The organism is Lysinibacillus sp. NPDC095746 (genome assembly GCF_044763535.1).
Taxonomy (GTDB): domain Bacteria; phylum Bacillota; class Bacilli; order Bacillales_A; family Planococcaceae; genus Lysinibacillus.
Genome location: NZ_JBIWGL010000027.1, coordinates 41,914 through 64,466, shown reverse-complemented (window position 1 = coordinate 64,466; position 22,553 = coordinate 41,914). Strand labels below are relative to the sequence as shown.

Sequence of the window (22,553 nt, the reverse complement as noted above, 5' to 3'; positions counted from 1 at the left end):
CCTGATTGATATTGCGCCCAGACTAACCCTGCGTATTTCGCTAAAGCGTGATGATCATCAAAACGATGAATATCTCCAATCTCAGCGATTAAGCCTGCTGCGTACACGGGACCGATGCCTTTTACCGATGTTAATGTTTGTGGAATGCCTTTCATCATGCGTTCGATTTCTTTATCTAAACGCTTCACTTGGCTTTCCATATGTTGAATCGTACTCAAAATGACGGATAGTGAAAGATTAACGGGATCAGCCATTACCTTATCTAAACGATAGGAATTACGTACGAGTTTTTTGAGATATGTCGCAATCTCTTCTGGCTCTGCGAAACGATTTTTTCCTTTCTCTTGAAGAAATTCAACCAGTTCTTCTAAAGGCATTTCGGCAATGATGCCAGGATCCAGTTCTTCAATGACAGCGATGCTTGTCGCACCGAATGTATCCGAGAATGGGTTGTCTTGGCGTAAGCCACTAAACTTTAAGTACAGTTGATTTAACATATATGTTTTATTACGTGCAATTTCATGTGTTAAATGGAATCGCGTACGTGTTAAACGACGTAAAGCATCGTAAATTAAGGTTTCTTGCATTTCATGTGGCAGTCGTCCAAAGCGTAGATGATCTGCAATAACCCAGGCGTCAATTTTGTCATTTTTCGGTAATGTATCATAGCCCTTTTTAAAACGAGCAACTTTACGTGCATTGAGCATATAAATCGCTGTTTGAACATGTGGTAATACTTTTTTACATTGTGCTTTTAAATAATGGGCAAGGTGCCAACTATATTGATCCGTGGCTTCCATCCCTATTTTTAATTGATCTGTTTGATTCTTTTCCGCTGTTCGTACAATCTTTTGAATCAAGGTGTCCGCACCTTCAATATCATTTTGAACAGAAAAATCCGTGAGTGTATATCCCTCGCCATGCATGAAATGGACATGATGGGAGCGCAAACTCACGTCAATACCGACTAGCATTTGTGACATGCCAATCACCTCCTATAGGGGAATTAATCAAGATACACTCAGACCTGGGTGCCCAGTCGAATCATCGATGTCTGCCTCGTTATTAGCAATCTAAACAGGAAGACCATCATGAGCGCTACACTCTCTTCTCATGTTTAGTCGCAGCCAGTGGTTAGACCTTCCATAATGAACGATGGGTAGCAGGCTTATGGAGCAGTACACCTTTGTGTCTGCAAGGAGATAAAGCTATTTCCTGCGAATACCTTGTCTGTTCCATTGTCTCATGGGCACAGTCTGAGTGAAATAAAAGTTGAAATAAAAAAAGACGAAGTACAAAAATGGAGCCTCCTCCATCCTTCGCCCTTACATGATTAAGTTGATTGTAAAAATAGGGACAACAAATAAGCAGGTAAGCACCTGTGAGCATTATTTCAAGAAAGGTTTATAAATAAATGATGATTTCCTTTTGTCTCCCTCGGTAAAACAGGGGTCAAACAGGTAAAACATAAAAAGAGTGAGGGAGCCAAACGGCGACCACTTCCTATAAGAAATCCAACAGATCCCCCAGCTGTCCGGATCAACTGGAAATTCTATCGGAAAGAGCTCTTACTACTAATATACGAGGAGATTAAAGATGAAAAAACTTTTAGCTATTATAATAGTATGCGCCTGTATTTTACCAAGGGTAATGCCTATAAATATTACGATTAACAATAACATTAAAGTTCATAAAGATAAATAAATTGAATAATTGACAAAAAATGAAATCGATAGTAATCTAACGCAAAACATACGCTAGCGTATCTTACTGGAGAGATGACATGCAATTAACAAGAGAAGATTGGATAAAAGCAGGATTACAACAATTAGCTGATGAAGGAATACATAAAGTTCGCATCGAAGCACTTGCTCGATTGCTAAAAATAAGTAAAGGTAGCTTTTATCACTATTTTCGTGACCATCAAGAGCTGTTAGATTCTATGGTCGACTATTGGGAAATACATGCAACAAAGCTGATTGTTCAAAGTATGGAGCAACAGGATGCCTCGTTGGAACAGTTATTAAGAATTAGTTTTAATCGAGATAAAAAAATGGAGATTGGTATTTATACTTGGGCAAAATATGATCCTGTTGTTGCAGAACGCTTAGTGAATATTGAGGAACAAAGAATCTCGTGTGTTGCGAAATTGTATCAAAAAAAGGGCATCGACAAAGCTGAATCGATTGATAGAGCGAGACTTGCCTATTTAACGTATGTAGGATGGATGACAAGGTTTGAAGAAAATCCTAATTTTGATATTGATAAAATGGTAATACTTTTAACTTCTTTCAGCGGTTCGCCAAATATTTCGCTGAAATAGGGGAACTCAGTTTAAGAACGTCACGTCCCTTGGCATTTATCTGTTGCTACGTTGACACTACGCTTTCGCACAAAAAACATCCTGCCGAAGCAAAATTGATTATTCGATATTAAATGTCCCTAATAAGGTTATAAAACCTGAAGGGACAAAATTTTTACTATAAACATACGCATGTGTATGTTTTGTTTGAAAAAAACAGTGGGGGGCGAAAAAATGAAATTACTTTTAATATTAGTAGCTGTAGGACTTCTGTGGTTTATCAGTTCGTTGCATATTTATTGGGCTTTTGGAGGTCGTTGGGGTTCTGCCGCTGCTATCCCTGTAAAAGAAGGAGAGCATAGACCTGCTTTTACTCCTAAAAAATGGGGGACATTATTCGTAGCTATTCTTATTTTACTGGCTAGTGCCATTATTGTTGTTCAAGGAGGTTATTTGCAGGGGTTCCAAGCAAATAGTTTATCTAAAATCGGAAGTATTGTTTGTGCTTTTGTTTTCATTATTAGGGCAATTGGTGATTTTAAGTATGTTGGATTTTTAAAAAAAATAAAATACTCACAGTTTGCTAAATACGATACTTGGCTTTACAGTCCATTATGTCTATTTTTTGGATTTGTTTATATTATTCTATTGTTATAGCAGCTAGCTTTTAAGCCCTCATTTAATGTTACTTTTATAGGTGAATTTAGGGCTTATCATCAAAAGTTGTGGAAGATATTTGTTAAAACATATGAAATGGATATAGGCTGATCTTTAAGCCGGCTGGGCGACTCCTTGGGGATTGGCGAAAGCATCACATCCTATGAAAACGCCCTCGTGATCAACATCAGTACTGTCGCTTTGCTTTCGCACAGACAATGCGCCCAGTCGGAACGGAAATCAACTCCAAGTTATGGTAATGAGGCTAATATAGTATCATATTGATATATTTGGTTTTTTGTCAATATATTCAATATAATGAATAGACAGTGACTGATGTGGAGGAAGATAACACTAGCTTCTTCCAAGATGATAAATTCTAATTTTCATTGGTCGTAATTATTGAAAAAGTTGTGAAGAAAAAAGAAGTTTGGGCATAACAACCGTGTAATACGGGTTCTTTGCGTGAACACGCAAAAATGATGCGTGTGTAAACCTAAAATGGACGGAAGATACGGATTCTGTTGACAGTGAAGTCCGCTATGATCAAGGAGCGTACTAAGAAATTAACGCTCATTTCGAGAGGGGTTTTGTTATGTCCGTGGTTTACCGTAAATTCGTCGATTTTTTCAACTTGTCCGATCCGACTTATGTCAAGTTCGTCCGAAAGTTTGAAGCCAAGACAAAGAAAGAAATCGCGTTCTACTTGTTTCTTGGCTTGTTGCCCGGTCTGATTGCATATGTATTCATCTATCCGCTTCGCGAGTCGATGATGGCATGGACCGGTTTATCGGCTCATTATGTGCAGTTATATGTGCTCATCCTATTGAGCGCCGGCTGGCATATGCTCGTTCCTTTCCTGTTACTTCGTTACAAGGACGGACTTTCATTCAAGGAATCGCTCGTATATTTAGGCTTCGCCAGACTTGATCTGAAAGGGTTGCTGCTTGTATTTCCAATTTTGACGATGTTGTTCACACTTTTATCGTTGCCTTATGTAAAATACGTCTATCCGCCATTGTTTGAATGGCTGAATGGTTTCCCAGCTTTCCATATGGGTGAATGGCATGTTTTTTATCAAGGATATTACGACCCGAACTTTCCGTTTCTGATACTGCTATTGGGCCTAATCGGCAACTTTATCGGCGAGGAAATTTATTTTCGAGGTTATTTGTTACGTAAAGTTGGACGCCTCAAACATGATTGGTTATGGATAGCGATCATTTTTCAGTTTTATCACATGTGGCAAATACCCATCAATTGGGCGTACGTTCCATTAGCTGTAATTATCCCGGAAGAAATTTTAGTTAAGTTACGCAAAAATATTTATGGCGCTATCCTGTTACATCTGTTCGTGAATTTTTTGTGGGGGATGATTAATATGTATTTAGTCGGCGTGCGATAAACCCTAGCTTGTCGTAGCCTAGGTTTTTGCTCGATTTATTGATTTTTTAAGAGGTACACACTCGAAGAGAGGTGATGCAATTTGCCGGAAATTGCACGGAAATACAATTTGATGGTATACAGTTCAGCTTTGTTATTCCTGCTTGTTGGGGTTTATATACATGCTACGACATTAAAGAACCCATATACTGGTTTAATGTTCCGTGAAGATAGGGGCACGTGGGTCATCGCATCCATTGATCCTGCCGGCAAGGCGAGAGAATGGGACGTCCGCATCGGTGACAAACTCCTGTCGGTTGGCGGTCAACAGCCGGAATTAATGAAGCTCGGTGATCGTGCTTATCTGAAACGATTGGGGGTACTTCAGTTTGAGCGCAGGGATTTGGTTCGTTTCGAATTGCGCAGCGAACCGGGGATAAATGATGTGTATAAGAGTTTGTTTGCAGCCTGCGCGGAGCTAGCTCTGCTCGTTATCGGACTGGCAGCTTATCGGAACAAGCCCGAGTCCTATATGGTTCGCCGCTTTTATGCACTGAACGTATTCATGGCGGCGACGCTGCTATCGGTTTATTCGACAGAGACGGTGCTTACTGGATTGATATTGCCTGTCGTGACAAGTTGGTTGCCTTACTTGTTGTTTGCTTTCTTCGTTGCCTTCGTGTTCCGCACGGTCCCTGATTGGATTAGTTCACTGATGGCAGCCTACAGGGTACTGGCAGCCTTATTCTCCGTTTACGTCCTACTTGTTTTCTCGCTTGGAACCATCCCGGGGTGGACCCGGAGCGCTCTTCATACCGCGCTGATTGGCATATTACTTGCCATAATCGTCATTGCTGTCGTATATTGGCGCGCGATGGATCGCGCTGAAAGAAACCGGTTGCTGACATTTGTTACCGCGCTGACATTTGGTTTTATGCCGTTTCTGTTTCTATACGCGCTCCCAGACCTGCTATGGGGGGAATACATAGCGTTGCCGGAAATGACATTGGTAGGCCTTATAGTCCTACCAGCTTCCATACTAGCATTGTGGGCTAGACAGAAGCTGCTCGACATCCGCTTCTATCTTCCCAGTTTAGCTATTCATGGTTTGTATGTAGGGCTTGTGATAATCCTAATTGCCGCGCTTATCCGTTCAAATGCTTCTCTGACAACACTTACATTGTGCGGCGCGTTCGTTATTCTTACACTGCTACATCGCTTCAATCTTGACAACTTCAAACGTCAGCGCGAGAAACGGAAAGATTGTCTGGATCGTCAGCGGCTGGAGATGTCTATTAAACTCGCCGAGCATCGCAATAGCCGCGATCTACTGCGAATGCCTGCAGAGCTTATCCATAGCGTGACAGACATTGAGGGTCTTTGCTTTGTCTGGAATCGGGGAAGTGAGGCTATTACGTACGGAACAGGGCCATTCGCCGAAATGCAGGAGTTAACCAATTTCCGTCAATTTAACACGAATGTTTTTGAACAAGTGATAGATCTTATGCAGCCCAACGGAACGGTAATTGGCTATTTGGTGCTTGGTCCCAAAAAAAATAATACGTCCTTTACACCAGAAGAGCTTGGCTTAATCGACAAAGTAAAGCTGGAAACCGTCCGTCTGCTGATGGGAGCTGCCTTACTCGACGAACTACGAGGAGCGAGAAGTGGGTTACCAATGAAAACCTCAGAATACAGATTACTAGAGGCACAGCAAGCAGAGCGAGTTCGAATGTCATATTATTTGCATGATCATATTTTACAGAATCTAATCTTTCTTGCACGCGATTTGGAAGAATTACACGATACAGAACAAAGTGACAAGCGGTTGACCGCCGTCTGGTTAAAATGTTTGTATGATACGCAACGCGACATCCGAATGCTGTGCGATGATCTATGCCCGCACATCATCGATCAGGCAGGCTTAGATGCAGCCCTGCTCTGGCTCGCACGTATAGTTAAGGAGAACGGAGGCCTAACCATCAAGCTGGAAAACAAACTGCCAGAGACATTGTCTTCGTTGTACAAAATGACGTTATTCCGCATTGTGCGAGAGCTTGCCAATAATGTTGTCAAACATGCGAGAGCACAGAAGCTAGAGATTCGGTTATGGGAAAAAGATGATGCGTTTTGCGGACAGATTAGCGATGACGGCATTGGATTCGATCCAGCAAATATGAACTGTGTTCGGACCGATTCTCAAGGATTCGGACTTGTCACAATCAGCAGTCAAGTTGCGCAATTTGGAGGCGACATCGAAATTGACTCGGAAGCTGGACGTGGAACGATTGTCCGCATTAGACTACCGAAACAGAGAGGTGAAGCAAAAGATGGAGCAACCGATCAAGGTGCTGCTACTAGATGATCATCCCCTTGTCATGGAGGGATTAAAGAATCGGCTAGAGCGAGAGCAAGATATGTTGGTCGTAGGGACTTTCAGTGAACCCCAAGAGGTGCTAAAACGTATCGGTACATTAAAGCCAGACGTCGCCGTTATTGACATTTCGATGCCAAGTATGACGGGATTTGACTTGGCGATAGAAATAAAGCGGACTTACGATATGGCAATCAAGTTGATCGTGCTGTCAGGTTACGTCTACGATGAATACGTGCATAAAGCTTATGAGATAGGAATTCACGCTTATTTATCTAAACAGGCGACCTATCCACAAATTATAAACGCCATTCGGCAGAGTATGCTTGGGTTGCGGCTCGTACCTGAGAAAATGACTACATTACCGAGAGCTGACCAATTGACGCCGACTGAGAAGGCAGTACTAAAGCAAATCGCGTTGGAGAAGACAAATAAAGAAATTGCTAGGGAGTTAGCGATGAGTAAGCGCACTGTAGAGTATCATATGGCGGCGATAAACCGAAAGCTTGATGTCAAGACGAGGGTCGGTGCAGTAGCAAAGGGCTATGAGATGGGATTACTAGAACGCTTATATGACTAGTTTGAGCGCAATGGAAAATACTCCTAATATTATACTGTTGGGGATTGAATGAAACCATTTATATAATTCAACATCCGTACTTTTTGAAGTATGTTCAAGCGAGAGCCAGTTGTCACAAAAAGTGATGCTGGCGTTTTTTTATAACCGAAGACCGAAATATTTTCATTTTTCGAACAGGCACAATACCTATATCAATCTTTTTATTTACCTCACGAAATACACATCTAAGATTGATACATAGAATACATTAAAGGATATGTGAAGGAGGATAGACTATGGCCAAAACTATATTGATAGTTGATGATGATCCCGATATTGTAGACTTGTTAAAGCTTTACTTAAATGCAGAAGGATATATTACATTAGAAGCGTTTGATGGCAAAACAGCTTTCAATCTGTTGAAAAATCAGGCGATTGACCTTGCCATTCTAGATATTATGATGCCAATTATTGATGGTTATCAACTTCTCCAAATGATCCGGCAACAGTGTAAAGTTCCAGTTATTTTACTTTCTGCCAAAAGTCAGGACTACGATAAAATAACAGGACTGAAATTAGGGGCAGATGATTATATTTCGAAACCATTTAGTCCTTTAGAATTGACAGCTAGAATTCAAGCCCAATTACGGAGGTATTATGAATTTAATGAGCCATTATTAGCTCAACAACCCTCTCAGCTAAAGTTGGGTGAATTACTTTTGTCGCACCACGAATGTGTGCTATATATTAAAGACAAACCGATTCCGCTCAGTGCCCGAGAATATGAACTGTTAAAACTCTTGATGAGTGAACCGGGACGCGTCTTTACAAAAAAACAAATTTTTGAACGTGCATGGAATGAATTTTATATAGCTGATGACAATGCAATTATGGTTCAAATCAGCAGACTTCGTGAAAAAATTGAAGAATGCCCAAGGAAACCAGTATATATAAAAACCATTCGCGGCCTCGGTTATCGATTTGCCAAGAAAGATGAGCTGATTCCATGAAATCTCCGAATCGGCTTCGGCGCTTATTAGTTATTACATATAGTTATTTCTTCATTACAATTGCACTTATTGCTGCGTTTTCATTGTTTGTATTAAATGAACAAATTCTTAATTATTTTGCGGACATTGCCCATGAAAACGGTACAGTCCAAACATCTGAAACGGATAAGATCATGGATGGCAAAAATCATCAAAACAACGAACAGATCTTTTACAAAATGCTCTTGCAAACGCTTTTGCTTTTTCTCTCTTTATTGATGATTGCTGTTTATATTTTTGGGAAATGGACGGCCTCCAGGCTTACCACTCCACTGCGTTCAATTGCAGATGGCATCCAAGATATTGCTCGAGGTCAATATAATAAGCGACTAAAATTTAAAGCAAGTTATGAGCTTGCCCAAATCCAAGATGATTTTAACGCCATGGCAGAACAACTGGAACGAACAGAAAAGGAAAAGCAACATCTAGAAGAGAACAAGCAACGTATGCTTGTGGATTTATCTCATGATTTAAAGACACCGATTACTACAATTAGAGGGTATATTGAGGCGATGGAATTAGGATTAATTAATGATGAAGAGCGAAGGCAGCGAATTTTACGCATAATTTCTGATAAGGCTGAGCTTGTATCAGAACTCATTGACGACATTTTTGAATTATCTAGACTGGATAGCCCTGATTATCCTTTTGACTTTCAAATAGCTGATATAGCCGAATTCACGAGAGAAATCGCTGCAGAGTATTACGAAGCATTTGCAGAAAAAAATTTTATGTTTCATTTTGAGATTCCTAAAGGTGAAGTCATTTTTCCGTTCAACTATACATGGTTATACCGAGCTGTATCTAATATTCTCTCAAATGCATTAAAATATAATCCACCAGGAACAACCGTACGATTGAAGCTTTTAACAACGGAAAAAGGGATTGAAATTCATATTCAAGATGACGGGATCGGCATTCCACTAGCAATTAAAGAAAATATATTTGATGCTTTTGTGCGAGGAGATCAGTCACGCAAGAGCGATGGTGGTACAGGGTTAGGACTAGCGATTGCCAAACAAGTTATCGAAAAACATGGTGGAAATATTAAGCTGACAACGAATGGTGAGACGAGTTTTATCCTCTTCTTGCCAAAAAGTTCTGATTTGTTCTTCAAAAAATAGCCAAAAAATGAATGTAAGATTATTGAAAGAAAGAAGAAAGCTGGTTGAAAGAGTCATCCTATAACCTACAATAGAATATTTTGAAATAGATTGTAGGTAGGGGGATTAAAAAATTGGGAGTATTCAAAAGGAAACTCATTTATTTTGTTAGAAGGCTATATGCAAAACGAAATCGTATAGAGCCATTGTCATTAGGTTGGAAAGGTGCAGCTATCGCTTTAAGTACGATGGCATTCCTATTGATGTTGAATCAAGGGAGGTTTTTTTTAGATCAGCGTAGTTTAGTAGATTACACGATTGGAATGTTCGTATTTATTTTTTCCGTTGTGTTAATAAGTGGTTTTATCACTCTTCTATTGCATGGTGTGAAAAAAATTCCTAGTCGATATTTATGGATACTCTTTAGTTCACTAATATTTCTATTGTTCTGCTTTTTCGCTTCTTCTTTGGAAGTAACTATCCTATTTATTCTATTAATTGCGGTTGTTGTTTCTTTGTGGGGAGCATTATTATACAAATGGTTAAAAGGTAGCTATAAAAATGCAAAAAAATATCAAAAAGTTAGCGTCCTCACATGTTTATTTATATTGACTATTGGGATTGGAGCATGGGGTTATTGGTTGATTCATCCCGGGGAAGCGAACACCCCAGTAGTTGTATTAAAGCAGCTGAAAACATCGAAACGGTATGACAATACTTTGCTTAGAAATCCGGCGAAACCGGGCGATTATCCAATTAAAAAGCTCACATATGGCAGTCCGAATACTTATCGAGAAGACTTTAACCAAAAAAATTCTTTGACAACTAAAACAGTAGACGCTAGCGATTTTGTAGAAAAGTGGTCTTCTGTTCGCACGAGAACACTTGGTTTTGGACCTGAGGCAATGCCGTTAAATGGTCAAGTGTGGTACCCAGAAGGGAAAGGAGACTTTCCGTTAGTAATGATCGTTCATGGAAACCATTTAATGAATGATTATTCTGATCCAGGTTACGAATATTTAGGTAACCTTCTTGCGAGTAGGGGCTATATAGTTGTATCCGTAGATGAAAACTTTCTTAATGTTTCTCCCTACGATGATTTGTTTTTGGTTAGTCCGCTAAAGAATGAGAATCCAGCGAGAGGATTATTATTGCTGGAGCATTTACAGACGTGGAAAGAATGGAACAGGACTAAAAACAATCCATTTTATCAAAAAGTGGATATGGAACACATTGCACTAATAGGGCATTCTAGAGGTGGAGAAGCTATCGCGATTGCAGCTGCTTTTAACGAAATGCAACACCCACCTAGTAACGGAAATATTCAATTTGATTATAATTTCTCAATCCGATCGCTTATTTCTATTGCTGGAATAGACGGTCAATATATGCCTGCTGGGAAACCACTTCCGTTAAAAAACGTAAACTATTTGGCACTACAAGGGGCGCATGATATGGACGTAAATAGCTTTGATAGCTCTAATCAGCAGTATCGGATTTCCTATACGAATAAAGATGATTATATGAATGCGTCGGTCTATATTTATGGAGCCAATCACGGGCAATTTAATGAAAAATGGGGACGAGGCGATCTAGCTGGTACGGCAAACCAACTCTTTAACCTAAAACAAATTATGCCTCGTGATCAGCAAGAAACCATCACGAAAGTATTGATATCTGCTTTTTTAGATAGTACGTTGAAAGAAAAGAAACAATACAAGGAAATTTTTAAAGATTTAGGCTATGCTAAAGAATGGCTTCCTGACACGCTATATATTAATAATTACTACGATTCTCAAACATCTTTTATTGCAACGTTTAATGAAGATATTGATCTAAACACGACCACTGTTCCGGGCGGCAAACTGTTCGGGAAGAATTTGAAGGAATGGAAAGAGGAAAAAGTCAAAATGAAAAATGATGAGGCAGATTATAGTGCCGTTCGTCTAGGTTGGAATTCAAAAGACAAATTTTCTCCAGCTTGTTATACATTAACTCTTCCCGAGAATGGATTAGAGATAGGGCAGAACAGTTCTATCGTATTTTCACTTGCAGATAGTAGAAAGGAAGAAAAAGAGAACAATCAGGAGGAACTAATTGATTTTACAGTTACAGTAGAAGATAGCAATGGCAACCAGGCGAGCCTGCCTCTTAGCTATATAGCCAAATTGACACCTGCCATAAAAGGAAAGTTACTGAAAAAACCTTTTTCCAATATAGGTAATACGACGGAACCAGTGTTTCAACATTATGGATTTTTATTGAACGATTTTAAAGAAGTAAATCCACAGTTTGATCCACTGAAGCTAAATAAGATCCATTTCCAATTTAATTTAACCAAACAAGGAACGATACTAATGAATAATATTGGGATTAGAAATGAAAATAGTAGTAATAACTAGGGAGAAATTATAGGGGGAAACAATATTGAAGAACCAAACGATATACTTACTCCGTCATGGTGAAACTGAATTTAATACACAAGGGCGATATCAAGGAGAGCTCGATTCCCCATTAACTCAAATGGGTGTACATCAAGTACAACAAAATGCTCTAATGCTAAAAAGTTTAATTGGAGATCCAAATGAATGGAAAATTTTTTCGAGTCCATTAGGCAGAGCTATGCAGAGCACTGAAATAATTTGTGAAACTATTGGATATGATTTGAAGAATGTTGTAAAAGAAGATCGTTTAACTGAGGTGGCTGTGGGACAATGGGCTGGATTAACAACGAAAGAAATTGAAAGTTCTTGGCCCAATCTTCTTCATAACACAGATGTGTATAATTGGTATTTTAATGCGCCAAATGGGGAAGCTTACGATTCAGTAGTGAACAGACTATGTGCTTGGTTAGAAACTATTCAACATATACCGCAAGTGATTGTTATTTCACATGGCCTAACAGGCCGTATTTTACGAGGAATATATGCAGATTTAATGAAGGAAGATACACTTAAGCTAGAAGTATCCCAGGATGTATTTTTTAAATTAACGAATAAAACGATAACAAAAATATGTTCAGATTTTGATGATTTTTAACATATTTGGAGCGGTGTATAAACATCCGCTGAGATAGAGGAACTCAGGTAAAAAACATCTGCCGCTGCCGCTTCGCTTTCGCGCAAAAAACATCTGCAGGCCTAAGCACAAAGCCGACTCCGGTCGCAATTATGGAAAGGCATATTTGATCATTCAAACTTTAAGAATTTCTTCATAAATTTCGTACAGGAATAATCATAAATGCCTCCTATTATAATGTGTGGGGGGCGTTTTTTTTATGAAAAAATTTGTCTTATTTTGTTTTATATGTGCGGTAGCATTCTTTTTTTATTATACGAATCACATAGCAACGGAACAAACGCCAGTAGAGCTACCTTCGTTGCATAGTAAAAATGCTTTATTGCTGAATGAAAAAGGAGACGTATTATTTGAAAAAAATGCAGATGACATTATTTATCCTGCATCATTAACGAAAATTATGACGGCGATTGTTGCCATTGAAATGATTACTGATTTGCAGAAGCAAACCATTGTTAAACCACAAACGATTTCTAAATTTACTGCTCAAAATGCTTCCATGGCGGGCTTTAAGGCAGGAGATTTTGTAACGATAGAGGATTTATTATATGGCACACTGCTTGCTTCTGGGGCGGATGCTACAGGAACACTTGCGGATGCGATAGCAGGTAGTGAAGAAGCATTTGTAACATTAATGAATAAAAAAGCACAGGAATTAGGGCTGAACGATACCCATTTTGTTAATGCCAGCGGATTACATGATCCTGCTCATGTCTCCAGTGTCCGTGATATAAGTAAGCTATTTCGTTATGCCATTAAAAATCCTACCTTTTATCAAATTTTGACTTCGAAAAGTTATATGACTCACGTTCCAAATGAATTAACGATAACAAGCTCACTATTGGCGAGAATACCAGTTGGAGAAAGTGCAATATTGGGAGGAAAAACGGGCTACACCCCTGAAGCAGGTCTTTGCTTAGCCTCTATTATCGAAAAAGACGGAAAACAATATATTTTCGTGACGACGAATGCGAATGGGCAGGCTTGGACACCACCATTCCATATTGAAGATGCTCTTACTGCGTACGATGCGCTGTAAGAGGAAAAATTATGAAAAAGAGATAACTTTTTTATCGTTTCAATCGTCTTATTTATAGGGTGCACAGTACAAGTACCTGATAAAGGCGTCTTGGGGCCTTTGACAAATGACAGTTGGCAAAATTGCTAACACAGTATTCATACTTGGGGAACAATCGATTATTTTCATTTAAGTGGGGAGGTATTAATTACCAATTGTTTTCATCATCTATTGCCGGCGCTACCACAGAGGAATTTTGATGAAGAAAAGGTGAAAGTTTTTTAGAAAAGCATCAGAAAACAATTTGATATATGCCGTTCATCCTAGCTACCAAAAAACGTTAATTAAGAAATTTTTATGGTTCATCACCAAAAGTTGTGGATGACTTTTGTTAAAACATCTATTATGTAAATAGTTGATTGGAGTGGAGACTGGGCGACTCCTTGGGGATCAGCAATAGAGGAACGAAGGCTAAAAGCATCACATCCTGTGATAACGCCTTCGTGACCAACATCGTGTTGGCCCGAGACCCTGCAGCGCAGCGGATGTTTTCTGTGCGAAAGCGTAGTGTTAACGTAGCGGCAGCAAATGTTTTGACTGTGCGAAAGCGAAGCGGCAGCTACAAAGCGCTCAGTCGGAACGGAAATCAACCACACGTTTTGGGGATGAACCATTTTTATTCACAAAAACTAGTTGATTTCTACTATTTCCTGGAATAATTTATTAATCTATAATTAGAGTCGAATCCTATACTTTTATGGAAAAAACATATGAGAAAAGACATCTGTGATGAAAAGGGCGGTGTAGAACAATGAAAAAGCTTTTACCCTATGCTATTATTTTGACTTTTTTAATCAGTTTTATATTTGTAGGTAATACTCCTGCAAATGCGGAAGGTACACCAGTTATTCAATCCGTAGCTAAAGACACAACAGTTTATGTGGAACCTTCCGTAGAAAGTGCCGTAATCGGGCAAATAGCGAAGGGTAGTTTTGTAACAGCCACACCAGTAAGTGAGGAATGGACTCGAATTAAAACGCAACAGCTAGAGGGATTTGTAGAAACGGCAGCATTAGTAAGCCTTAAATCCGAAAAATATGTAGTGACGCAAAAAGATGGAACAACTTTATTTACATACCCTAGTCCAAGTGCACAAAAAGCCGGACAAATTTACGAAAATAGTATTATCTTTGTATATGGATCAGCACCTGGAGGTTGGTCATTTATCCAATATGGTCATCAAACAGGTTATGTGGCAACAAATTCTTTAAAGAAACCTGTTGCGACAAAAAAACGAGTAAATGCTACTAATGGCGCTGTGCTTCGTTTAACTGCTAGCCCAAGTGGTGAGGTTCTTGGTACACTTGCCAATAAAACAGTCGTTCAGCAATATACAACGCTAGCAGGCTGGGCCTATGTAGAAGCGGATGAACAACAGGGCTATGTGAAAGCTTCAGAGCTAGCAAATATCCAAATAACGGGTAACAAAGTATACAATAAAGGTGTACCTGTAGCGAAAGGGGAAAAAAAGCGTGTGGCATTAACGTTTGATGATGGGCCAGATGCAAAAGTTACCCCACAAGTTTTAGCAATTTTAAAGAAATATGATGCAAAGGCTACATTTTTTATGGTTGGGCAAAATGTCTCTAAAAATTCAGCAGTCGTAAAGCAAATTTATGAGGCTGGCCATGAAATAGGCAATCATACATGGGACCATGCAAAGTTAACAGCCTTATCGACAGCAAATGTTAAACAAGAGGTTGATCGAACTAACAATGCTATTTATGCTGCAATCGGTCAATATCCAACAGTTTCCCGTCCACCATATGGTGCAACGAATGATAAAGTTCGTTCTGTCATGACGATGCCTTCTATTCTATGGTCAATCGATACGCTAGATTGGAAGCATCGCAATGCTGAGAAAATATTAACGTATGTGAAAGCGTCAGTAAAAGATGGCAGCATTATTTTAATGCATGATATTCATCAAACGACAGCAAATGGTTTAGAAAATGTCATTCTATACTTGCAAAAACAAGGCTACGAATTTGTAACTGTTAGTGAAATATTACAATAATCAATAAGCAAATGGAAAGGCCGTGCAACTGTCAATCAAGACAATTGCACGGCCGCTTATTTTATGCAGTTGACGAGACCTATTTCATGACTCTAAAAAAGGGAAATGTAAAACACAGAGGTAGTAGCTACGAACAGGTCTGCGTCTTAGACCGCTTAAAGGTAAGGCTACAAAATATTTCGATCATTACCTGTCTTGTTTATGTTTGTTGATAGTCGTAGTAATGAAAGCATTAAACACAATATCAAAATATAGTAGTTATCAGCATGTTATTTGAAATAACAGATACTTATACGTTTGTCTACATTCAATTTATAAAGATTCGGAGGAATAGAAATGACTACTAAAAGGAATCTTTCACAATGCATAAAGATAAGACCTTTAACCCTAGATGATTATGAATCTGCCTTAAACTGGAGTATGGATGACACTTTTTGTTTAGCCAATGGATGGGAGTTAAATAGAAGTCCCGAAGAACTATATAAATGGTGGCTCAAATGTGTTAACAATGTAGCTGAAGATTTTATCCGAATGGGTATTCAGTTTAACGATAGATTAGTTGGATATGCAGATTTAGCCTGTATTAAAGGGAATTCTGCTGAATTAGGTATTGCAATTGGTGAAAATAGGCTGTGGGGGAAAGGGATTGGATTTAATTCTGCTCTATGTATGATGGCGTTTGCCACAAAGAAATTAGGAATTACAACTTTTAACGCAGAAACACACGAGGCTAATGTTCGTTCACGAAAAATGCTTGAAAAGATAGGATTTAAAGAAATAAGTAGAGTAGGTAGTGAAGAATATTTTGGCATGAACAGCCAACTAATACAATACGAACTAAAGTTATAACAGGGAAACCTCAATTTAAAGGTTCCCCCATATTTTCTTCAGAAATAAACATTAAAATTTAACAGAGCCTTTATTTAAATAAATTGATCGTTGTAATAATAATTGGAATACCGAAGACGTCGATTAAAAACGCTCCTACAATGGGTACAACAAGAAATGCTTTTTGAGATGGGCCGAAACGTTGGACAACTGCTGACATATTGGCCATCGCATTTGGCGTTGCCCCTAAACCGTGACCAGCAAAACCGGCAACCATCACCGCAGCATCGTAATTTTTTCCAAGAAGCTTAAACAAGACAAATATACTAAATAAGACAATGAAAAATACTTGTACAAAAACAATGATGAATAGTGGCAGTGCTAAATCAGCAATTTCCCATAATTTAACACTCATGAGCGCCATTGATAGGAAAACACCTAATGTCACATCGCCGATTAAAGAAATGCTTTTCATGTTAATCGCTTCAGGTTTTATTTTATCCATAATATTGCGCACTAGTACAGCTACAAACATTGCACCGACATAGCCCGGTAGTACGAAGCCAGTAGCTTCTGAGAATAATGTTCCAACATATGTCCCTACAGCCATACAGAACGTAATTATTAATACTTGTGTAAAGAATGAATCGGATGTAATTTGTTCATTTTTATTTTCAAAATCAATTTCTTTTGTTTCTTGCTCATTTGGCGTTAAATTATATTTACCAACTAAGTATTTTACAATCGGACCACCGATTAAGCCACCAGCCACTAAACCACATGTAGCCGCAGCCGCACCGATTGTCATGGCTGATGAAATACCTAAGTCTTCTAATGTTTGTCCAAATGCTGCAGCGGCACCATGGCCACCTTCCATAGAAACAGCACCAGCCATCATACCGATTAATGGATGAATCCCCATGAGCGATGCAAGAGATACACCAATAACATTTTGCATTAATGCTAGGAAACCACAAGCCAACCAATAAATAATTAATAATTTTCCGCCAAGCTTTACAAGTTTAAAGCTTGCTCCTAAACCAATTGTTGTGAAGAACGTAATCATAAATAAGCTTTGTAATGACGTATCAAGCGAAATTTCTAATACGCCAGTTGTCTTTAGAATAGTGGCCAATGCGGCGAATAATAAGCCGCCAACAACAGGTGCTGGTATACAAAAACGCTTTAAAAAACCGATTTTATTGATGAGCCAGCCGCCCAATGCGAAAAGTGCAACTGCTAGAAATACTGTTGTAATTTGATTAATTTCGATCATGAACCTTATCTCCTAAGTAAGTGATTTAGTGCTTCATATACAAAATAAGCACCTAGTTTAACTGTGCGTCCATTCTCATCCAGTGAAGGATTTACCTCACAAATATCAAAAGAATGTGTATTTGGATGTGAAGTGACTTGTTGAAGTATCGTGCGTACCGTTTTTGGATCTAGTCCAAATGGTGATGGAGCACTAACACCCGGTGCAAATGCAGCATTTAGTACATCCATACAAAGTGTTAAGAGAATATAATCATGATTATCCATATACTGCTGAAGGTCATGCATGATTTGCGCTTTATTTTCTGGCGTCATATTTTCTTCTAACACATAATTCACATGCAATTCATCGGCTTTATCAAATAGTTCTTTTGTATTGCCAAAACGTTGTATGCCTAAAACAAAGTAATCGGCAAGCGCATCCTGTTCTAAAATCTGCCGGAACATTGTACCGGAGGATGGTTGCTCATCGTATGGTCGTAAATCGAAATGAGCATCGATGTTGACGATTCCGATTTTTGCATCTTTAGGGATCGCTGCACGAACGCCTAAATAATGTCCGTATAATGTTTCATGTCCACCGCCAAGCACGACACATTGTATTTTTTTATTTAGCAATGTTTTGACAATTTCGCCGAGCTCGTGTTGCGCTTCTTCTAATGCGCGGTTAAGACAAAGAACGTTACCAACATCTATAATTTGCTGTTCATCATTAAATGTCCAAGGTAAGCTAGATAGTGATTCACGCAGAGCATTAGGTGCACTTGCTGCCCCTACACGCCCCTGATTACGACGTACACCTTCATCACATATAAAGCCCACAATTCCGGCATGCTGATTATCTGAAGCGCTTACATCATTAATAGCAGTTCTTTTCACTTTTTGATGTAAACGGAAACTACTCGTATTAGTCGTTGAATCTATACGGCCTTTCCATTGTTTTTGATCTGTCATTGTATACATATCTTCATCAACCCCATTTCCAATATTATTCTAGTGAAAATATTGTTATGAATAAATTATATATTCACATAATTATAAATGCTAATATATAATTAATATTAATCTATAGCTTAAAACTATAAATGTGGAGGGATGTTGCTGTGGATTTTAAACAATTACAATATTTTTTAGCAGTTGTGGAGCAAATGAATTTCTCGAAGGCAGCTGAAAAACTGCATATTTCTCAGCCTTCTCTCAGTAATGCTATTAAAAAATTAGAGCAAGAAATTGGCTCACCTTTACTTGAAAGGAATACAAGAAATCTTCAATTAACAGAAGCAGGCGAGCTTTTATATGAACGAGCAAACGTTATATTGAAAAACATGGAAGTTTTAAAAATAGAAATGGATGAGGTAATTGTACGTGGCACAAGTGAAATAACGATAGGCGTGATGGAATCGATTAAGCATTGGCTCCCAAAAGTCATTACAGAGTATAAAAAAGAATATCCAGAAATGATGATTCATTTAGTAGATATTTTAGGGAGTAAGCGTGTTGAAAAATCACTTAAAAGCTATAAAACACATTTAATTATTACAAATCAGATAATGGAAGATGAAGAGCTCGAGGTTAACTGCTTATATGAAGAGCGACTTGTAGCTGTTTTACCTTTAAATCACCCATTAGCGAAGAAAGAGAAGCTGACGATTGCAGATTTAAGTGAAGAGCCTTTTATTATTAGTACAGGGGGCTTTCAAACGAGACATGACATTTTAGATGCATTTGAAAAGGCTGGCAAAAACATGAATATCCAATTTGAAATTGAACGCTTTGAAACGGCTGTATCGCTCGTCCGTGAAAATTTAGGCGTTACCATTCTACCAGAAAATTATTTAAAAGGTCCTACAGCAAAAACTATTGTACAAAAAGAAGTAGATTGCCCCAATTTACGACGAAATGTTTATGTGGTGTACTTAAAAAATCGTCATTTACCTTTGGCTATTCGTGAATTGCTTACTGATATTAAGGAGATAGGCAAAACACTTTAGAATATTGAAAGCTTAAATACTACGGTTGATGGATTATGTTAAAAATGAAACTAAGAGGAAAATGATGGTAGAACGTTGATAACCTAAAATAGTTTTGGGATGTTTCGTGAATTCTAAATAATATGAAGGGTGACAATATGAGAAAAATAGTAATTGGTATTCTAATAGTCTGTTTATACTGTTTTCCTTTTGTTTATTTTTCAATGTACCAAGATTTTGCTAACCGATCAATGCTCTGCTACTTATTGATGATTGTAGTGACTTCACTTCTTGCTTATCTTGGGAAATTTCTATGCAACTCAATTCCTTTTATTATCGGCAATATTGTATCGGCAGTTATGTCCTTTTACTTTATCGGTAGGATGGAAGACACGCTAGGGATAGGATGGGATAGTGGTTATTTTAAACCATTTTCACCTTCCCAACTAGTAATAATTGTGAGTATTTTAATTTTAATTCCTCAGTTTTTCGCTATGAAGTTAGCTAATGGACACAAAAATAATGTTAAAGATTAAATTAAGTGAGATGAGTAACTTCAATGAATGAAAAGTTACTCTTTTTTGATGAAGTGCACATTGCGATAAATTAACGCAATCGACGCTATTCTGATTTGAAAATACATATTATGGCAAAATAGTGTTTTAACTTGTATTTTTTTATCGTAATGAGAATTTCTATCTTTAAAAACACTGCCTTAAGTATGAATTTTCTCTATAATTCAAATTTTTGTTTAATAGACATTGATTTACAAGAAATATAGCGGTAACATTTAATGTAAGAATAAAAATGAATATTCATTCATTTGTCATTTTGATGTTCAAATAAAGGGGGCTTTTTTATGAATTTTTCTTATAGTGAAAAAGTAGTCGAATTACAAGAGAAGCTGACAAATTTTATGGAACAATACATTTATCCAAATGAGAAGGTGTTTGCTGCGCAGGTGGAAGCAATGGAAGATCGTTGGGGAGCGATCCCACCAATTATGGAGGAATTAAAGCACAAAGCACAAGAAGCGGGCCTATGGAATTTATTTTTGCCAGATAGCGAATATGGTGCAGGTTTGACGAACTTAGAATATGCACCTTTATGTGAAATTATGGGACGCTCTTTACTTGCTCCTGAAGTGTTTAATTGCAATGCGCCAGATACGGGAAATATGGAGGTGCTTGTACGTTACGGCTCAGAACAGCAGAAGAAGCAGTGGCTAGAACCGTTATTACGTGGAGAAATACGTTCCTGCTTTGCAATGACTGAGCCTGCAGTCGCGTCTAGTGATGCAACAAACATCGAGGCAAGTATTGAACGTGATGGCGATTATTATATTTTAAATGGACATAAGTGGTGGACGACAGGAGCTGGCGATCCTCGCTGTAAAATCGCTATTTTTATGGGGAAACATAAAGATTCTACAGCACCTATCCATGAACAACAGTCGATGATTTTAGTGCCGATGGATACACCAGGAGTGAAAATAGAGCGTATGCTTACGGCATTTGGCTATGATCACGCACCAGAAGGACACGGTGAGGTGACGTTTACGAATGTTCGAGTACCAGTTGAAAATATTTTGTGGGGAGAAGGAAAAGGCTTCGCGATTGCGCAAGGTCGTTTAGGGCCAGGTCGTATCCATCATTGTATGCGCCTTATTGGAGCCGCTGAACGTGCATTAGAGGAAATGTGCGTGCGTGTTCAGGAACGACATGCTTTCCATCGACCACTCGCAGACCAGGGTGTGATGCGCGAGCGTATTGCGGAGTCCCGTATCGATATTGAGCAGGCAAGACTCTTAACGCTTAAGGCAGCGTACATGATGGACACAGTAGGAAATAAAGAAGCGAAGGCAGAAATTGCGATGATTAAAGTAGTAGCACCAAATATGGCATTGCGAGTTATTGACCGAGCAATTCAAGCATTCGGTGCTGCTGGAGTAGGACCTGATACGACGCTTGCCGCACAGTGGGCAAATTCTCGAACATTACGACTAGCAGATGGACCGGATGAAGTGCATCGTAACACGGTTGCCAAGCTGGAGCTGAAAAAGCATGCTAAAAAGCAAGAGGAGCTGGTTAAATGACAGTACTAGATTTATTTAGCTTAAAGGGGAAAACGGCCATCATAACGGGGGGAGGACGCGGTCTTGGAGCCCAAATTGCACAAGGCTTTGCGGAAGCTGGTGCCAATATTGTACTGTGCTCAAGAAAGGTCGAGGCATGCGAAGAGGTAGCTGTAGAATTAGCTGAATTAGGTGTACAAACATTAGCTCTTGCCTGTGATGTGACAAAGCCTGAGGATATAGCAAACGTAGTATCAAAAACGCTTGAATCATTCGGCCAAATTGATGTTTTAGTCAATAACAGTGGGGCGTCCTGGGGTACTCCGGCTGTTGAAATGCCGTATGAGGCTTGGCAAAAAGTTTTCGATGTGAATGTCAATGGTACATTTTTAATGAGCCAAGCTGTTGGCAAAATAATGCTAGAACAAAAGAGCGGAAAAATTATAAATATCGCCTCAATTGCAGGGCTTGGTGGTACATTACCTGATTTCATGGATACAATTGGTTATAACGCAAGTAAAGGTGCGGTCATTACTCTAACAAAAGATTTAGCCGTAAAATGGGGGCCATATGGCGTCAATGTAAATGCGATTGCCCCAGGATTTTTCCCAACAAAAATGTCAAAGGTCTTAATTGAGCGCGGACAAGATTATTTAATGGGCGTGACGCCGTTAAAACGTTTAGGAACTGAAAATGATTTAAAAGGCGTTGCATTATTTTTAGCCGCGGCTGCCTCAGATTATATTACGGGGGACGTCATAGTTGTAGATGGCGGTATGAGTTCAATCATTTAAGGGAGGGGTACA

The 22,553-nt window shown here is 38.8% G+C and carries 19 protein-coding genes; 16 read left to right on the top strand and 3 right to left on the bottom strand.

Annotated elements, in window-relative coordinates:
* On the bottom strand, positions 1–983 hold a 983-nt coding region (locus ACIQ7N_RS18360), incomplete at its 3' end, for an IS110 family RNA-guided transposase (RefSeq protein WP_402934737.1).
* 800 nt (positions 984–1,783) lie between these two features.
* Between ACIQ7N_RS18360 and ACIQ7N_RS18355 the strand changes: the two genes are divergently transcribed.
* From ACIQ7N_RS18355 to ACIQ7N_RS18300, 12 genes are all read left to right on the top strand, one after another.
* On the top strand, positions 1,784–2,323 hold the full coding sequence (locus tag ACIQ7N_RS18355) for a TetR/AcrR family transcriptional regulator (RefSeq protein ID WP_248716165.1): 540 nt from the start codon (positions 1,784–1,786) through the stop codon (positions 2,321–2,323).
* 213 nt (positions 2,324–2,536) lie between these two features.
* Positions 2,537–2,959, top strand: a complete 423-nt coding sequence (locus ACIQ7N_RS18350) for a DUF3995 domain-containing protein (RefSeq protein ID WP_402934734.1) — start codon at positions 2,537–2,539, stop codon at positions 2,957–2,959.
* Positions 2,960–3,554: 595 nt separating this feature from the next.
* Positions 3,555–4,364, top strand: coding sequence for a CPBP family intramembrane glutamic endopeptidase (locus ACIQ7N_RS18345; protein ID WP_402934731.1), 810 nt, complete (start codon positions 3,555–3,557; stop codon positions 4,362–4,364).
* A gap of 81 nt (positions 4,365–4,445) precedes the next feature.
* Positions 4,446–6,707 carry an ATP-binding protein gene (locus ACIQ7N_RS18340; RefSeq protein ID WP_402934728.1) on the top strand — a complete coding sequence of 754 codons (2,262 nt, stop codon included), beginning with the start codon at positions 4,446–4,448 and terminating at the stop codon, positions 6,705–6,707.
* Positions 6,691–7,296: a response regulator transcription factor gene (locus ACIQ7N_RS18335; protein ID WP_402934725.1), complete on the top strand. Its 606-nt coding sequence runs from the start codon at positions 6,691–6,693 to the stop codon at positions 7,294–7,296. Before ACIQ7N_RS18340 ends, ACIQ7N_RS18335 begins: the two co-directional genes overlap by 17 nt.
* Before the next feature lie 275 nt (positions 7,297–7,571).
* Positions 7,572–8,285 carry a response regulator transcription factor gene (locus ACIQ7N_RS18330; protein ID WP_402934722.1) on the top strand — a complete coding sequence of 238 codons (714 nt, stop codon included), beginning with the start codon at positions 7,572–7,574 and terminating at the stop codon, positions 8,283–8,285.
* Positions 8,282–9,448 (top strand): sensor histidine kinase, encoded by a 1,167-nt coding sequence (locus tag ACIQ7N_RS18325; protein ID WP_402934719.1) that lies wholly within the window; start codon positions 8,282–8,284, stop codon positions 9,446–9,448. Before ACIQ7N_RS18330 ends, ACIQ7N_RS18325 begins: the two co-directional genes overlap by 4 nt.
* Positions 9,449–9,561: 113 nt before the next feature.
* The gene (locus ACIQ7N_RS18320; protein ID WP_402934716.1) at positions 9,562–11,829 is read left to right on the top strand and encodes a poly(ethylene terephthalate) hydrolase family protein; all 2,268 of its coding nucleotides are present in this window, start codon (positions 9,562–9,564) and stop codon (positions 11,827–11,829) included.
* Between the two features lie 25 nt (positions 11,830–11,854).
* Positions 11,855–12,466, top strand: a complete 612-nt coding sequence (locus ACIQ7N_RS18315; protein ID WP_402934713.1) for a histidine phosphatase family protein — start codon at positions 11,855–11,857, stop codon at positions 12,464–12,466.
* Between the two features lie 238 nt (positions 12,467–12,704).
* A complete protein-coding gene (locus ACIQ7N_RS18310; RefSeq protein ID WP_402934710.1) occupies positions 12,705–13,544 on the top strand; it encodes a D-alanyl-D-alanine carboxypeptidase family protein in 840 nt (279 codons plus the stop codon).
* A gap of 790 nt (positions 13,545–14,334) precedes the next feature.
* The gene (locus ACIQ7N_RS18305; RefSeq protein WP_402934707.1) at positions 14,335–15,600 is read left to right on the top strand and encodes a polysaccharide deacetylase family protein; all 1,266 of its coding nucleotides are present in this window, start codon (positions 14,335–14,337) and stop codon (positions 15,598–15,600) included.
* A 336-nt stretch (positions 15,601–15,936) separates the two neighbouring features.
* Complete coding sequence (locus tag ACIQ7N_RS18300) at positions 15,937–16,449, top strand: GNAT family N-acetyltransferase (RefSeq protein WP_402934705.1); 513 nt, start codon at positions 15,937–15,939, stop codon at positions 16,447–16,449.
* A 70-nt stretch (positions 16,450–16,519) separates the two neighbouring features.
* Here ACIQ7N_RS18300 and gltS read toward each other — a convergent pair whose 3' ends face one another.
* Positions 16,520–17,704, bottom strand: a complete 1,185-nt coding sequence (gene gltS, locus ACIQ7N_RS18295) for a sodium/glutamate symporter (protein WP_248716151.1) — start codon at positions 17,702–17,704, stop codon at positions 16,520–16,522.
* A 5-nt stretch (positions 17,705–17,709) separates the two neighbouring features.
* Positions 17,710–18,666, bottom strand: coding sequence for a formimidoylglutamase (hutG, locus tag ACIQ7N_RS18290; protein ID WP_402934702.1), 957 nt, complete (start codon positions 18,664–18,666; stop codon positions 17,710–17,712).
* Positions 18,667–18,806: 140 nt separating this feature from the next.
* Between hutG and ACIQ7N_RS18285 the strand changes: the two genes are divergently transcribed.
* From ACIQ7N_RS18285 to ACIQ7N_RS18270, 4 genes are all read left to right on the top strand, one after another.
* Positions 18,807–19,694 carry a LysR family transcriptional regulator gene (locus ACIQ7N_RS18285; protein WP_402934699.1) on the top strand — a complete coding sequence of 296 codons (888 nt, stop codon included), beginning with the start codon at positions 18,807–18,809 and terminating at the stop codon, positions 19,692–19,694.
* A gap of 137 nt (positions 19,695–19,831) precedes the next feature.
* Positions 19,832–20,209, top strand: a complete 378-nt coding sequence (locus ACIQ7N_RS18280) for a hypothetical protein (RefSeq protein ID WP_402934697.1) — start codon at positions 19,832–19,834, stop codon at positions 20,207–20,209.
* A gap of 323 nt (positions 20,210–20,532) precedes the next feature.
* Positions 20,533–21,768 carry an acyl-CoA dehydrogenase family protein gene (locus ACIQ7N_RS18275; RefSeq protein WP_402934694.1) on the top strand — a complete coding sequence of 412 codons (1,236 nt, stop codon included), beginning with the start codon at positions 20,533–20,535 and terminating at the stop codon, positions 21,766–21,768.
* Positions 21,765–22,541, top strand: a complete 777-nt coding sequence (locus ACIQ7N_RS18270) for an SDR family oxidoreductase (RefSeq protein WP_402934691.1) — start codon at positions 21,765–21,767, stop codon at positions 22,539–22,541. The genes ACIQ7N_RS18275 and ACIQ7N_RS18270 overlap by 4 nt, the downstream gene beginning before the upstream one ends.
* Positions 22,542–22,553: the final 12 nt, after the last annotated feature.

Bases quoted from the DNA above. Each gene is read 5' to 3' on its own strand.
- ACIQ7N_RS18355 (WP_248716165.1), top strand. From the start codon at position 1,784: ATGCAATTAACAAGAGAAGATTGGATAAAAGCAGGATTACAACAATTA.
- ACIQ7N_RS18350 (WP_402934734.1), top strand. From the start codon at position 2,537: ATGAAATTACTTTTAATATTAGTAGCTGTAGGACTTCTGTGGTTTATC.
- ACIQ7N_RS18345 (WP_402934731.1), top strand. From the start codon at position 3,555: ATGTCCGTGGTTTACCGTAAATTCGTCGATTTTTTCAACTTGTCCGAT.
- ACIQ7N_RS18330 (WP_402934722.1), top strand. From the start codon at position 7,572: ATGGCCAAAACTATATTGATAGTTGATGATGATCCCGATATTGTAGAC.
- ACIQ7N_RS18325 (WP_402934719.1), top strand. From the start codon at position 8,282: ATGAAATCTCCGAATCGGCTTCGGCGCTTATTAGTTATTACATATAGT.
- ACIQ7N_RS18310 (WP_402934710.1), top strand. From the start codon at position 12,705: ATGAAAAAATTTGTCTTATTTTGTTTTATATGTGCGGTAGCATTCTTT.
- ACIQ7N_RS18305 (WP_402934707.1), top strand. From the start codon at position 14,335: ATGAAAAAGCTTTTACCCTATGCTATTATTTTGACTTTTTTAATCAGT.
- ACIQ7N_RS18300 (WP_402934705.1), top strand. From the start codon at position 15,937: ATGACTACTAAAAGGAATCTTTCACAATGCATAAAGATAAGACCTTTA.
- gltS (WP_248716151.1), bottom strand. From the start codon at position 17,704: ATGATCGAAATTAATCAAATTACAACAGTATTTCTAGCAGTTGCACTT.
- hutG (WP_402934702.1), bottom strand. From the start codon at position 18,666: ATGTATACAATGACAGATCAAAAACAATGGAAAGGCCGTATAGATTCA.
- ACIQ7N_RS18280 (WP_402934697.1), top strand. From the start codon at position 19,832: ATGAGAAAAATAGTAATTGGTATTCTAATAGTCTGTTTATACTGTTTT.
- ACIQ7N_RS18275 (WP_402934694.1), top strand. From the start codon at position 20,533: ATGAATTTTTCTTATAGTGAAAAAGTAGTCGAATTACAAGAGAAGCTG.
- ACIQ7N_RS18270 (WP_402934691.1), top strand. From the start codon at position 21,765: ATGACAGTACTAGATTTATTTAGCTTAAAGGGGAAAACGGCCATCATA.